The 14,012-nt window shown below is 38.5% G+C and carries 12 protein-coding genes and 1 rRNA gene; all 13 read right to left on the reverse strand.

The genetic code is table 11. The annotated features are described in order from the left end of the window. A 16S ribosomal RNA gene (locus AC0C45_RS27755) occupies nucleotides 1–101 on the reverse strand; the annotation flags it as partial. Between the two features lie 388 nt (nucleotides 102–489). Continuing rightward, nucleotides 490–1,503, reverse strand: a complete 1,014-nt coding sequence (locus AC0C45_RS27760) for a C40 family peptidase (protein WP_047933233.1) — start codon at nucleotides 1,501–1,503, stop codon at nucleotides 490–492. Nucleotides 1,504–1,535: 32 nt separating this feature from the next. Further along, nucleotides 1,536–2,609: a dipeptide epimerase gene (locus AC0C45_RS27765; RefSeq protein WP_047933230.1), complete on the reverse strand. Its 1,074-nt coding sequence runs from the start codon at nucleotides 2,607–2,609 to the stop codon at nucleotides 1,536–1,538. A gap of 60 nt (nucleotides 2,610–2,669) precedes the next feature. After that, on the reverse strand, nucleotides 2,670–3,836 hold the full coding sequence (locus AC0C45_RS27770; protein WP_016762895.1) for a DUF819 family protein: 1,167 nt from the start codon (nucleotides 3,834–3,836) through the stop codon (nucleotides 2,670–2,672). A gap of 93 nt (nucleotides 3,837–3,929) precedes the next feature. Then, the gene (locus AC0C45_RS27775) at nucleotides 3,930–4,253 is read right to left on the reverse strand and encodes a DUF3870 domain-containing protein (protein WP_013081578.1); all 324 of its coding nucleotides are present in this window, start codon (nucleotides 4,251–4,253) and stop codon (nucleotides 3,930–3,932) included. 502 nt (nucleotides 4,254–4,755) lie between these two features. After that, nucleotides 4,756–5,493 (reverse strand): glycerophosphodiester phosphodiesterase, encoded by a 738-nt coding sequence (locus AC0C45_RS27780; protein ID WP_047933229.1) that lies wholly within the window; start codon nucleotides 5,491–5,493, stop codon nucleotides 4,756–4,758. An 86-nt stretch (nucleotides 5,494–5,579) separates the two neighbouring features. Further along, on the reverse strand, nucleotides 5,580–6,920 hold the full coding sequence (locus tag AC0C45_RS27785; RefSeq protein WP_472929170.1) for an ABC transporter substrate-binding protein: 1,341 nt from the start codon (nucleotides 6,918–6,920) through the stop codon (nucleotides 5,580–5,582). Nucleotides 6,921–6,933: 13 nt separating this feature from the next. Further along, complete coding sequence (locus tag AC0C45_RS27790) at nucleotides 6,934–7,746, reverse strand: carbohydrate ABC transporter permease (protein ID WP_047933226.1); 813 nt, start codon at nucleotides 7,744–7,746, stop codon at nucleotides 6,934–6,936. Further along, complete coding sequence (locus tag AC0C45_RS27795) at nucleotides 7,743–8,678, reverse strand: carbohydrate ABC transporter permease (RefSeq protein ID WP_047933224.1); 936 nt, start codon at nucleotides 8,676–8,678, stop codon at nucleotides 7,743–7,745. The genes AC0C45_RS27790 and AC0C45_RS27795 overlap by 4 nt, the downstream gene beginning before the upstream one ends. After that, nucleotides 8,675–9,790 (reverse strand): ABC transporter ATP-binding protein, encoded by a 1,116-nt coding sequence (locus AC0C45_RS27800; RefSeq protein WP_171777741.1) that lies wholly within the window; start codon nucleotides 9,788–9,790, stop codon nucleotides 8,675–8,677. The genes AC0C45_RS27795 and AC0C45_RS27800 overlap by 4 nt, the downstream gene beginning before the upstream one ends. A gap of 20 nt (nucleotides 9,791–9,810) precedes the next feature. Continuing rightward, nucleotides 9,811–10,389, reverse strand: a complete 579-nt coding sequence (locus AC0C45_RS27805; RefSeq protein ID WP_016762890.1) for a glycerol-3-phosphate responsive antiterminator — start codon at nucleotides 10,387–10,389, stop codon at nucleotides 9,811–9,813. Between the two features lie 242 nt (nucleotides 10,390–10,631). After that, on the reverse strand, nucleotides 10,632–11,627 hold the full coding sequence (gene bioB / locus AC0C45_RS27810) for a biotin synthase BioB (protein WP_047933219.1): 996 nt from the start codon (nucleotides 11,625–11,627) through the stop codon (nucleotides 10,632–10,634). Between the two features lie 147 nt (nucleotides 11,628–11,774). Continuing rightward, nucleotides 11,775–14,000: an alpha-galactosidase gene (locus AC0C45_RS27815; protein WP_034654657.1), complete on the reverse strand. Its 2,226-nt coding sequence runs from the start codon at nucleotides 13,998–14,000 to the stop codon at nucleotides 11,775–11,777. Between the last annotated feature and the right edge of the window lie 12 nt (nucleotides 14,001–14,012).

Here is a 14,012-nt window from a genome sequence, read left to right on the forward strand (position 1 = left end):
GCTAACGTCATAGAAGCAAGCTTCTAATCAGTTCGCTCGACTTGCATGTATTAGGCACGCCGCCAGCGTTCATCCTGAGCCAGGATCAAACTCTCCGAAGAAATGTTTGACTTGCTCAATTTAAAAACAAAAATTAACGTTGACGTTTGTCGCTTTGTTCAGTTTTCAAAGTTCAACCGCCGCTCTTAAGCGACTTTATTATCTTATCAAGTTATCAACGTAATGTCAACAACTTTTTAAAATTCTTTTTTCAGCTTCGCTGTTAAGAGTATGTCTCAACGACGCTTTATAATAATATAACGCTTTGCATATAAAGTCAATATGTTTCAAGAAGAAAAATGTTTTTTTCTCTTGTTTAATTTCTTCCCTTACCGAGAAGTAGTTAAACATAAATAAACTAAATTTTCTAATTTTTCATCTGTAACCTATATGTAATCTATATTAAGAAAGAAGCTCTTCACAAAAAGAGCTTCTTTCTTATCTTACTGATTAAGGTAAATAACGACGTGCACCTGCATACTCTTCAATATATCCCTTTGTGTTTAAAGGAATAATCTCTACTGTCCGCTCGGAGTTCGGCGAATGAATCATCATGCCATCTCCAGCATACATCGCTACATGGTGGACGCTTCCTTTTCCTTGGTTATAGGCAAAGAACAATAAGTCTCCAGGTTGAAGGTTGTTCATATCTACTGGTTTCCCTGCTCGAGACTGTGGCCCTGAGTCACGTGGAATCGTCATACCATGGGATTGGTACATCGTAAACGTAAATCCAGAGCAGTCAAATCCAAAACCACTCATGCCAGCCCATAAATATGGAAGATTTAAAAATGCCTTTCCACTTTCAACAAGCTCCGTGCCAGTTGGTACAGGAATATCTTTTTGAGACGCGTAGATTTTTCCTGCTTTTGTAGAAATCCATGCTGTCTTTCCATTTGGTTTTAATACTTTATATGCACTCTTTGACTTTGCCAAAAGAGGTAAGCGCGTATTATAGCTAACTTCAATACCTTTCTTTTTCAAAGAAGGCGAATGATATAAATAAGTAGTCGGAGCCGTCACCATTACAAAAGGCTTCTTTGCATACTGTTCGTACCTTTTGCTATAGATTAATTGTTTAGTAGGCATCCATCCGGGATATCCTAATTCATTTCGAGAAGTAGGCTGTCCGTCTACAGCTACTTTGACCCAGTCTCCTTGTTCGTCTAAAACCGTTACTTTGTTTCCATATAACGCTTGTGTCTCAAGCATCCCATCGCTAGATAACTGCTGCTTCTGTTTCAAATTCATCGATGTGGTCCACTTTCTCATATCTACAGGATTAGTAGCTGACGGAGCGTCCACTTCCCGCAAGATGTTTGGTGCTGTCCACAGAGTAGCTGCTGCGACATCTATATAAGCAGTTTCTTTTTCTTCAGAAGCATGAACAGAAGGAACTGCACTGACCCCAAATGTAGCTAAAATAACTGTTGTTGCCGTTAAAAGCCAACGCTTTATATTCATCGTCTCTCTCCTTCTATTATATTATTATCCTTTTATTTTGAGATAGGAACGGTGATTTCTCCTATTCCAGGAAGATCTGATAAGAAAATCTCTTGACCGCTGTACTTTAACACATCCAGTTCAGTTGAAAGCCAAAGAGGAGCATCTAAGTCAAAATACGTGATATTCGGATGAGCGGCTGCCAGATGAGCAGCTGCTCCCACGGAAAGTGATGGTTCCATCATGCTTCCAATCATACATGCAACACCGTTCGCCTCAGCAATACTTGCGATTTTTCTTGCTTCATTAATTCCTCCGCACTTCATTAGCTTAATATTCAAAAGATCCACGTACCGCCCGCTTACAAGCCTTAATGCATCTTTGGAAGAAAATAGACTCTCATCTGCCATAATGGGTACGTTTACTCGTTCAGTCACAAACTTTAACCCTTCCCAATCATGAGCAGGGACAGGTTGTTCTACCAATTCAATACCAAAGTTGAAAGTTTCCATTTTATTAATTAATTGCACTGCTTGTTTTGGAGTCCACCCTTGATTTGCATCCAAACGAAGTTTTATATGATCCGGAATGACAGAGCGAATATGTTTAATACGCTCAAGGTCTAGCTCAGGAATTGAACCTACCTTTACTTTTAAAATGTCAAATCCGTCCGCTGCACTTTTTTGTGCGTCTTCAGCCATTTTCTCAGGTGTATCAACACTTATCGTCATACACGTAGAGATAGGCTGCTTATCGCCCAAGAAAGCATATAAAGGAATGTTAAGAAACTTTGTATAGGCATCATGCAAAGCGATATCAGCAGCTGCTTTAGCACTTGAATTGTGAATACAGCAGCTTTGAATTTTTTTTAAGAGTTTTTGAAAATGACGTATATCCTCCCCTATTAGCGCTAGTTTAATTGGTCCTTGAAGTGCAGCTTGAATGCCTTCTAAAGAATCGCCTGTAATAACATATGTTGGCGAAGCCGCTCCTTTTCCTTTTATTCCGTTTTCTAACTGAATCTCTACACTTATGCTGTCTATCTCTGTTGCTGTTCGAAGCGCTGTTTTAAACGGAACGAGCAGTGGAACGGTTTGATGCTTTACAGTTATGTCTTTAATTATCATTTCAATCGCTTCCTTTCGATTCAGCACAAATATTCTTTCATACGTATTTTTGGTTTATTCTTAGATCGCCCCTAAAATTTTGGCGATCATCATACCAAAATAAGTACCTAAGAAGGAACCCATCAGAGCCATAATAACTCCTACCGGAATTAGTGCACGGTTATAGGCAGCTGCAAGCATTGGAGCAGACGCCATTCCACCAATATTAGCTAAACTTGCTACTCCGAGCGTAAATAAATCATATTTAAATAGTTTAGCTAGCAACAGCATGATCACTAAGTGCACGAACATAATAAGAAAACCAGATACTAAGTAAATAGGAGCCTGAGCTAAATTTGAAAAATCTGATTGGGAAGCAATTAACGCTACAACGATGTATAACATAACATTTGATACATCGAGCGTACCTGGAATTTTTGCCGCTGGGGTTACAGCAAGCACTAGACCAACCACAGAAGCAATCATAATCGTCCAGCTCGTTGCATTAATAACCGCTCCCACTTCAGGCAAACGCCCTCCGATAAACGTAGAAAATGCTGAAACGAACAAACCTAGACCAAGTAAATAAAGAAGATGCTGAAACTGCGGGCCTTCTTTTTCGCTTTCAGAAGTTGCTGCGACTTCATCTATACTATTCTCAATAAAGCTGACGTCTGCTTTTGTCCATTTATTAAATTTAGATGCAAATGGTACAAGCCAAAACATAAACATAACCCATACGGCATAGTTAATCGTATCCATCATAAGAGCGTAGCCAAATATATTTTCTGGAACATCCAAAATCCCTTGGAGAGCAACCATGTTAGCTGATCCTCCGGTCCAACTTCCTGATAAAGCACCAAAAGCTTTCCACGTGTCCTCTACATAGAAATTCTTAAAGATGGCATAGACGAGGATAAAACCTACCATTATGCTAAAAACCGCAACGATGAATCCTCCCAGCATTCTTGGACCAAGTTTAATTACACTTCGAACATCACACTTTAACAGCATAAGCATCAGCATGGCCGGAAGCAGTGCATTTTTAACGCCCGTATACATGGCGACATTTGATTCGCTATCCCCAAATACCCCTGCCGTTTGCATAAGAGCAGCTCCTATATAAATAAGTACAATACCCGGGATAAATTTAAAAAATCGATTGGCTTTAAATCTTTTTTCAATCCCTACCATGAGCGCAGCAAAGGCAGTTAACACACTCACATACATAAATCCATCTTGAATCATTTATTCTTCCCCCTTCATCTCCACGAAAATATTTTTATACAAAACAAAATCCAGCCCAACGTTTGAAAACGTCAGGCTGGATTTCGTCTAGGTCTATGTAGACAAAGCAGCTGTTATTTGCTGATATTTTTTCTGTGCATCATGAAACGCTACCACCAGCGCTTTTTGGGAAGACCCGAAGTAGCGGCTGTTAATGTCGTCTGTAAGGGTGAGATCACTTATATGACGTCCAATAAAAATTGATTGAACAAATCGAACGGTCAACTCAATCGTCGCTGAGCATTCCACATCAATAATTTTTCCATTTGTTTTATCAACTACCAGTCCTAAAAAATACTGATTGAACTTTTTAGTAATCGGATTGCTTTGAGGAGCTTTGGCATCTCCAATAATATAGATAGTATCTTGATCATACATGATTTTTTATTCCTCCTAAAAGAGATAACAGACGATGCTAGGGACCGGCAAATGAACGTTTGCGGAGCTACGCAACATGTATTCGCTTTCATAAGGAACATTATAATCTATTCTCAATATATCATCTATAAAACAATTTCACAACATAACTTTTATACTATTCAGAATAAAATAATATTTTTTCAAAAAAAGAGATTGAGACATAACAAACTTAATCCAACCTAAAGACGAACAAATGGGAGACATGAGCCGAACCGCTTGTTACACCGCAGTTGATTTCCATGCAAGACTTCGCTTTCCGCGGGCGGTGGCTGAGCCTCCTCGTTGCTTGCGCTTTTTCCGCAGGAGTCTTCGCCTTGCCCTCCAATCAACTGCTAGAAGGACCGAAACAGATGAAACTCACGTTCACCACAACAAAAAAACGAACCACTAATCAAACATGTTGATCAAGGGTTCGTTTTTCACTGTGGATCAAGTACTTTTGTCACAGCTTCTTTCTACGTCATCCTTTGAACATGGTAGAGGAAAAACGGTTAGGGTAATCTGTCATCACGACTTTTACTGAAACCTGCTGGAGCTTTAAAAAATTATCCATTTCATTAATCGTATATACCCGCAAGTCTAATCCTTCTTGCTTTGCTTTTTTCCCATACGCAGAAAGAGCAAACGACATATCACAGTGTAGGTGCGCTCCTATCGATTTTGCTTTTCCAATCGCATCTTTGCTCACCCCTTCAAATAAAAAACCTGTTGGTATATATGAATGGAGAGATCTCACTTTAGCCAAACTATCATAGTTAAAAGATGACAAAATAACCTGATCTTCTAAATCAAACTCATCGATTAGACGAAGAACTTTTTCTTCAAGTTTTGGATAGTAAATTCGGTCATTTTTTAATTCAATATTCACCGTTAATTTTGTCTTTTTGTCCATCATCCACTCAAACACTTCTACTAATGTCGGGATCGATTGTTTAGAAAAACGAGAGTCATACCAACTGCCAGCATCGAATAAACGCAGCTGTTTGTATGAAAATTCTTGAACATACCCCATTCCATTCGTCGTTCTGTCAATTCGTTCATCGTGAATAACTACTATTTCCCCGTCTTTTGTTAATTGTACATCTAATTCAATACCTGCAACTTGCATTTTCCTAGCTTCTTCAAATGCAATCATTGTATTTTCAGGATATCGTCCGCTAAAGCCGCGATGCGCATAAAGATCAATTGAACTATTCATTGTCCTCTATCTCTCCTAACTAGTCATTCACTAAGTAAAAAGCTCGTCCTCAAAATAACTTGAAAGACGAGCTTCGTAATCATACGTTATTTTTGATTGGCTACTTCTAATGCTCTATTTGTTTCTTTTGCTGCTTGATCAAGCGCTTTTTTTGGCTTTACTCCTTGATATAGGCTTTCCATCCCTGTTACTACTTTTTGACGCGATTCAGGAAACACAGAAATTAAAGCACCTTGTGTAGCTGGAGTAGGCTTTGTTTCACGAAGCTGATCAACCGTTACTTTTAACTGCGGATATTTCTCCCACTCTTTTTTCACAATATCTTGTTCATACGCTTTTGGGTTAACTGCAAAGTATCCACTTTCTACGTGCCATTTTGCTTGAACTTCTGGTGTTGCTAAATATTTCATGAAGTCCCAGGCTGCTTTTGATGTTTCATCACTGATTCCTTTAGACATCCATAAAGATGCTCCGCCAATAGCTACTCCTTGGCGATCCTCTTCTTTTGGGACAGGAATATAAGCTACGCCTACATCAAATGGAGCATTGTCTACTAGTGTTTTAATACCTGCTGATGAGTCCAGGAACATTGCAATTTTTTTAGATTGAAATGCTGCGCGCATATCATCCCAGTTTTGTCCTACATTGTAGAATGTACCTTCTTTATACATATCATTGATTAAATTAAATGCGTTTTGTCCTTCTTTTCCATTAAATACTGCCTTCTCAGCATCACCTTTACGGCCGTTTTCGTGATCTACATACAAGCCGCCCTGAGAAGCAACTAGCTCTTCAAAGAACCATCCGTAATTTAGAATTGAAAAACCGTATTGCGATGTTTTATTTCCTTGTTTTTCTGTTAATTTCTTTGCAGCCGCCTTTAATTCATCATACGTTTTTGGAGGATTTTCAGGATCTAACCCTGCTTTTTTAAAGGCATCTTTATTATAAACAAGAACAGGTGTTGAAGAGTTGAACGGCATTGAGTATTGCTTTCCATCTACTTGGTAATAGCTTGAAATGTTTTTCTCCCACTGTGAAGTATCATAGTGGTCTTGATCGATAAACTTTTGAACAGGCTGAATCTTACCGCTGTCTATCATGAATTTTGTTCCCACTTCGAACGTTTGCATAATAGCCGGTGCATCCTTTGTTCCTGCTACTGTGTTAAATTTTGTTTGTGCTTCTTCATACGTTCCTTGGAAAACAGGCTTTACTTCGACTTTGTCCTGAGATTTGTTGTACTCATCGACAATTTTATTGAGTGATTTTTCAAGGTCACCGCTCATAGCGTGCCAAAATACGACTTCTGTTTTACCTGATGCTGTTTTTTTTGTTTCTTGCGCTTCCGAAGAACCAGTTGAATTTGAGCAAGCACCTAGAATAACTAGCAAGCATGCCGTTACGATAGCCAATATCTTTTTCATCACATTCACTCTCCTATTTAATTGCACCTTGGGTTAATCCTTTTTGAAGACGTTTTTGACCTAGGAATAATAGTAATAATGTCGGTAAGATTACAACAATGACAGCGGCCATAACCACTCCCCAATCAGTTGAAATCTCCTGTGTTTGCATTTGCTTTAAACCAATCTGAACGGTGCGAACATCCTCTGTATTTGTCACTAATAGTGGCCATAAATACATATTCCATGTTGTTAAAAAGCTATATACACCAAGCGTAACTAGACTTGTTTTAGACACAGGGAGCACGACGTTCCAAAAGAAACGAAAGCGGCTGATCCCTGCAACTTGAGAAGCTTCATATAACTCATTCGGAATGGTTTTAAACTGCTGACGCAACAAAAATGTCCCAAACGCTAAAGCAAAAAAAGGAATCGTTAATCCTAAATAATTGTTAATCCATCCTAGCTTTTGTGCTGTTAAAAAGTTAGGAACCATCGTTGCTTCCCATGGAATCATCATCGTAGAAATAAAGAGAAAGAAAATAGCATCTCTTCCTTTAAATTTAATAAATACAAATGCAAAAGCTGCCAAACTTGAAACTAACAGCTGCCCGGCCATGACAAAGATAGACACAGCAAAACTGTTAATTAAATAATGAAGCAGCGGAACTTTTTCAAAAGCGTCCCGATAGTTTTCAAATGAAAAAGATGACGGCCAAATCTTCCCTTCTAACACTTCCGCTCCACTCATAAAACTAATGGAAAAAGCGTATAGGATAGGAAACATCAATACTAAAGTAGCTGCAATGAGTAACAAATAAGTTGTCCATTTTCTCGTGATGCTCATTGATAATGTACCTTCCTTTCTCCAAGCTTGAATTGAAGAGCGGTAACCAGTAGAATACAGAAAAATAATATTGTAGCTTGAGCACTTGCAGAGCCAACATTGTAGTTTATAAATGCATCTTTGTAGATTGAATAAACAATGACATTTGTGGAATCTGTAGGTCCGCCTTTTGTTAAAATGTCAATTTGTCCAAACGTTTGAAACGCGTTAATAAAGGAAACCGTAATAATAAAAAACAGCGTTGGCGAAAGCATAGGAAGCGTAATTTTACGGAGCTGATACCAATAGCTAACTCCAGCAATACGCGCGTTTTCATACAGCTTTTCATCAATATTTTGCAACCCGCCAAGTAAAATTAAAAAGGTAAACCCAATGTTCATCCAAATCGTCGAGATAGACACAGCAACCAATGCATACTTAGGATCTAATAACCACTGCACGTCGTGAATCCCTACAAGGTTTAATACTTTATTGATAACCCCGATTGTCGGATTATACATAAACATCCAAATCACAGAAGAAGCCGCTACGCTCATTCCCATCGTAGATGAAAACATTGTTCTGAAAAAACCAATTCCTTTTAGCTTTTCATTTGCGATTAGCGCTAGGAATAAGGCAATAACTAAGCCAATAGGTACTGTGTAGAGTACAAATAGAAAAGTAGCTTTCATACTTTGTAAGAAATTAGGATCTGTAAATAGATATAAGAAATTTTGCAGTCCTACAAAATTCAAGGGATTTCCCTGTGTGTCCGTAATAAAAAGACTTAAATATAATGTCTTAATCATTGGGTAGAAAAGAAATACACTAAATAACAGTAATGATGGCAGTAAATAAGCTAGTCCAACAATGATAGTAGGCATTGATTTTTTTTCTTTTGGGTTTGCTAAAACAGAAACAGGTGAGTTTGCTGTTTTGGTAACAGCACTCATACTAATGCCCCCTTTACAGTTAAATCTTCTGCTGATGGTTCGTAGTGCAAGCATGATCCTGTATCGCCATCAAATAAAAACAGGTGTTTTGGATCGATAAAAATAGGAACTCGCTCCCCCACCTTTATAGTCCATTGACCGTTCCACTTAGCCATCCACTGCTTGTCACCCATATGAAATGTAAGCAGTGTTTCCGTGCCTAGAATTTCTACATTATCTACTTCCACAATAAAACTCGTATTATCGTTTGTGGCAAGCTGTATATGCTCAGGTCTCACTCCAACCACAACTTCTTTTTTACCGTTAAGGTTACTGTGTTGTGTACTCATAGAAATAGCTCTTCTATCTTCAAAAACTAGTAAGTTATTTTCTATAGAAACGTTTGATAAATTCATAGGGGGAGAACCTATAAAAGATGCTACAAACGTGTTCTTTGGTGCATTGTAAATATCAAGCGGACGTCCAACTTGTTGAATATTTCCTCCATTTAAAATCATCATTCGATCCGCCATCGTCATCGCCTCTGTTTGATCGTGCGTGACATAAATCATCGTAATACCTAACTTACGCTGAATCTGGCGAATTTCTGACCTCATTTTCGCGCGCAGCTTCGCATCTAAATTTGATAACGGCTCATCCATCAAGCAAATAGGCGAATGAGTAACAATAGCACGTGCAAGCGCTACACGCTGACGCTGTCCTCCCGAAAGCTGTCTAGGCTTTCTCTTTAGATATTCACTTAAACCAAGCATCTCTGCTGCTTCCCTGCAGCGCTTTTGCTGTTCTCGCTTTGAAATATTCTTTGTATGCAGGCCAAAAAGAATATTTTGTTCCACTGTCAAATGCGGATATAAGGCATAGTTTTGAAACACCATTGACAAATCGCGCTGACTTGGAAGCAGTTTATTTGCTTTTACATCTCCAATTAGTAGCTCTCCCTGCGTGACTTCTTCTAATCCGGCAATCATTCTCAGCATTGTACTTTTCCCACATCCGGAAGGACCTACTAGTACGAAAAACTCTCCCGGTTCAATTATGACGTTAATATCTTGAATAACATTTGTTTTTTGATCGTATGACTTCCCAATGTTAACTAGCTCTACTTTTTTCATTAAAAACGCTCCTTTCTCTATCATTCATATTTTTTCCACAACCATGATTTCCCTGTAGAAACTGCCGTAGCTCCCGCTTTTAAAGCAGCTTGGATATGGCTTTCATTTTGAATGAGTCCACCTGTAATAATAGGGATACTTGTTTTTTTAACGACTTTTTCTATCATCTCCGGAATTAATCCTGGCATTAGTTCTAATGCATCCGGTTTAATATCTTGAACGGTTTTCAACCCTTGTGCTACCGCGTCTGTATCCACTAGAAACAGCCGCTGAATAGCAACCAGTCCTTCTTGCTTTGCGTAATTAATGAGTGAACTTTTAGTGGTTACGATACCTGTAGGTTTTACAAACTTAGCAAGGAATTTAAGCCCTTCTCGGTCATAGCTAATCCCTGGAATTTTTTCAACGTGTAAAAAAACCGTTCGATTATGCTGTTTGAGTAAATCTACATAGTGTTTAATCACACTAATATTGCCCGTTAATAAAAAGGCGGCCTGGATCTCTGTTTCTAAAAATTGTTCTAAATTTTTCGGGCTTTTAATGGATGCAATCAAACGGTCTTGCCCAAGCTGTTGTAAGAAATCTGCTTCCTTATTCAAAACGATGCCTTCCTTTCATTCACAAAAAACCACAAAAAACGCATAGGGTATTGATATAGACCTATTGTTTTTTGTGGTTTCTCAATTTCATAACCTTAGTAACTATTCACTTATCGTTCACATGTTTTATAATAATGGTTATTTATGAAGGAAATATAAAGAAGCTGTTGAGTTTTGTAAAAAAACCGTATAGTTCCTGTAAATCGCCTAAAAATCAAAAAGCCGTTGATTTCTCAACGGCTTTACAGTGCACATTCTTCAATTTCAAATCCTAAATCTTCAATCAGACCCCAGTCAGCTGTAGGTTCTTGACCTTGAGTCGTTAAATAGTCACCTACAAAAATTGAGTTTGCAGCAAACAAACCAAGCGGCTGAAGTGATCTGAGATTGACTTCTCTGCCTCCTGAAATTCGAATTTCTTTCGTTGGATTTACAAAACGCATCATCGCTAACAGCTTTAAGCATTGCATTGGCTTTAACGCCTTTTTGTCTTCTAGAGGCGTTCCTGGAACGGCAACAAGAAAGTTGCATGGAATAGAATCTGCATCTAACTTTTTAATTTGAAAAGCTAATTCCACGGCTTGTTCATTTGTCTCGCCCATTCCAAAAATCGCACCGGAACAAGGTGACAAACCTGCTTTTTTAGATGTAGTAACCGTATCAACTCGATCTTCATAGCCATGCGTAGAACAAATATTGTCATAGTTATCAGCGTGAGTATTTAAATTATGATTATAGCGATGAACACCCGCCTCGACTAGTTCGTGTGCTTGATCATCTGTTAAAAATCCTAGACAAGCACAGATTTTTAAGTCTGTCTTTTGACGGATCTCTTTTACCGCTCCCACTACGTGCGCTACTTCTTTATCCGTAGGGCGGCGGCCTGATGCCACGATACAATATGTACCTGCTTTTCTTTTTTGAGCTTCAAAAGCACCTTCTATAATTTTCTCTTTTGTTAACCACGCATACTTATCAATCGGCGCTTCTGATACGATCGACTGCGAACAATATCCACAGTCTTCTGGGCATAAACCCGATTTAGTATTAATAATCATATTAAGCTTTACTTTTTTTCCATAATGATGATGACGAATTAAGTACGCGGCATTCATGACCTCTAACACTTCTTCATCCGGTACATAAAGAAGTTGAAGCGCTTCATTATATGTAATTTCTTTCCCTTTAATAATAGACTGAGCAAGTGCTTTCCAATTTCTTAAACTTGTGGTTTCCATTGATTCCCCTCCACTTTAGTAAACTAAAAAAATATAAAGTTAACAATTATAACTAAAAGTTACCATTACTTCTCCTTTTATGTCAACACCGTATAAATAATAGTTAACTAAAAAAGCCGCTTCTATGATATAGAAGTGGCTTTTTGCTTATTGTGCTTGCAGTGTGTAAATAACCGATACAAAGTCTCCAGATTTTTCAGCGTATGCTTCAACACCCGGATACTCATGAGTTAGAGCAATACCTGCGTACATGAGCTCATCTCCATAAGCTGTTTGATCTGTTTCCATCACTGTATATTCATAATCAGGATGAAGCCCTTTTAGCTCAATGTGTTCGTAAGAAGGATTTGGTCTAGACAATACTTGATAATAACCGATGATTGCCTGTTTTTGATCGGATGAAACAACCATCCAGCTCGTCACATTTCCATCTTGTTCAAACGGACTTTTTAAACGATAGAATATGCCATTTTGAATAAGGGATCGGTGTTTTTTATAATACTGAATTTGTTGTTTTACAGTTTCTTTTTCATCTTCTGTCATCAGCGTAACATCTAACTCATAACCAAATGCGCCAAAATACGCAACGTCTCCTCTTGTTTCTAGACTTGTTACTCTGCGTACTTGATGATTTGGTACGGCCGATACGTGTGCTCCCATTGAACTGATTGGATAGGCAAAAGACGTGCCGTACTGAATTTTTAGACGTTCAATCGCGTCCGTGTTATCACTCGTCCAAGCTTGAGGAGCATAATAAAGCATTCCCGGATCAAATCTAGCGCCCCCGCTTGCACATGATTCAAATAAAATATCCGGAAACTTCCTTGTTAGTCGCTCATACAAGTCATACACACCTAAAATATAGCGATGTACTACTTCAAACTGACGGTTCGCGGGCAGCCCTACAGATCCAATCTCCGTTATATTTCGATTCATATCCCATTTTATATAAGAGATAGGCGCTTCACTTAAAATAGCTTCCATTCGTTCATAGATATAATTCACTACTTCTTCTCTTGAAAAATCAAGCACGTATTGATTTCGTCCATGAGACTGATGACGATTTGGCACATGAATCAACCAATCTGGATGCTTTTCATACAAGTTGCTTTGCTTTGAAATCATTTCAGGTTCAAACCATAACCCAAAGTCCATACCTAAATCCGTTACTTTTTGAGCCAATGACTTCATACCGCCCGGAAGCTTATTTTCATCTACAAACCAATCTCCAAGAGAAGTGGTATCATCGTTACGTTTACCGAACCAGCCGTCATCCAATACAAAAAGTTCAACGCCTAGCTTTTGCGCTTCTTTGGCAATATGTACAATTTTCTCTTCGTTAAAATCAAAATACGTCGCTTCCCAGTTATTGATTAAAACTGGTCGCTCCAAATCCCGCCATTTTCCTCTAGCAAGACGCTTGCGATAAAGCTCATGATACTCTTGGCTAAGGCCGTTTAGCCCGCTATTTGAATAAGCTAGTACTAGTTCTGGTGATTGAAAAGTTTGTCCCCTTTCTAGTCGCCACTGAAAATCAAAAGGATGAATGCCGATCGTTATTCTTGATACATCATAATGATCTACTTCCACTTGTCCAAGAAAGTTTCCGCTGTATACAAGACTAAAACCATACGCTTCTCCACTGTGTTCAGTTGCAGCTGGATTCTTTAAAATTAAAAATGGGTTTTGCTGACTGCTGCTTGTACCTCTCGCACTAGAAATACTTTGAATACCTGGCTGAAGCATTCGTGTTTTCACGTGTCTTTCTCGAATCCACGCACCGGAAAGCTGAACCATCTCATAATTTGATGTAGGCAAATCAATGCTGCCGCTCATGATACGCAAAATATCGACTGGTTCTTCTCCTCTATGCTCAAATCGTGCGTGACGCGTAATAATATTTCGGTCTTCGTAAACGGTATACGTTAAAATAAGTGATGCATTGAGCAATTTATCAATCAGTTCAACTTCTACACTCGTGGCTTCACTCTCTTCTTCTACATATGTAGCAGGTAAGCCGTTTAATGGCTTCTTGCCTTTGTAAATTTTATGGTTATCGTATTCAAAATTTGTGATTCGGCTTCCGTTTTGTTGAAGAAGTTGATAGGCTGGCTCTCTGAAATCTGTTGTTCCATAAGAAGGATACTCTTGTTTGATTGTTTCAAGAGAAAATGCTAGTTCTCCTTCATATACCGAAGCGCTAGCTCCTCTTGTTTCTACACGTAAAAAATGCTGAAAAGATGAACGGTGCTTAAGCTTTTTTCCATAGTACAAGTGACCAAGCTGCCCGTTTCTCAACACTGAAAAGATATAACTTACATCGCGTCCCTGCAGGTGAAATTCCTTTGTACGTTCATTAAATAAGATTCCCACTTTATCCCTCTC

The sequence above is a fragment of the Priestia sp. VA7 genome (assembly GCF_055710015.1).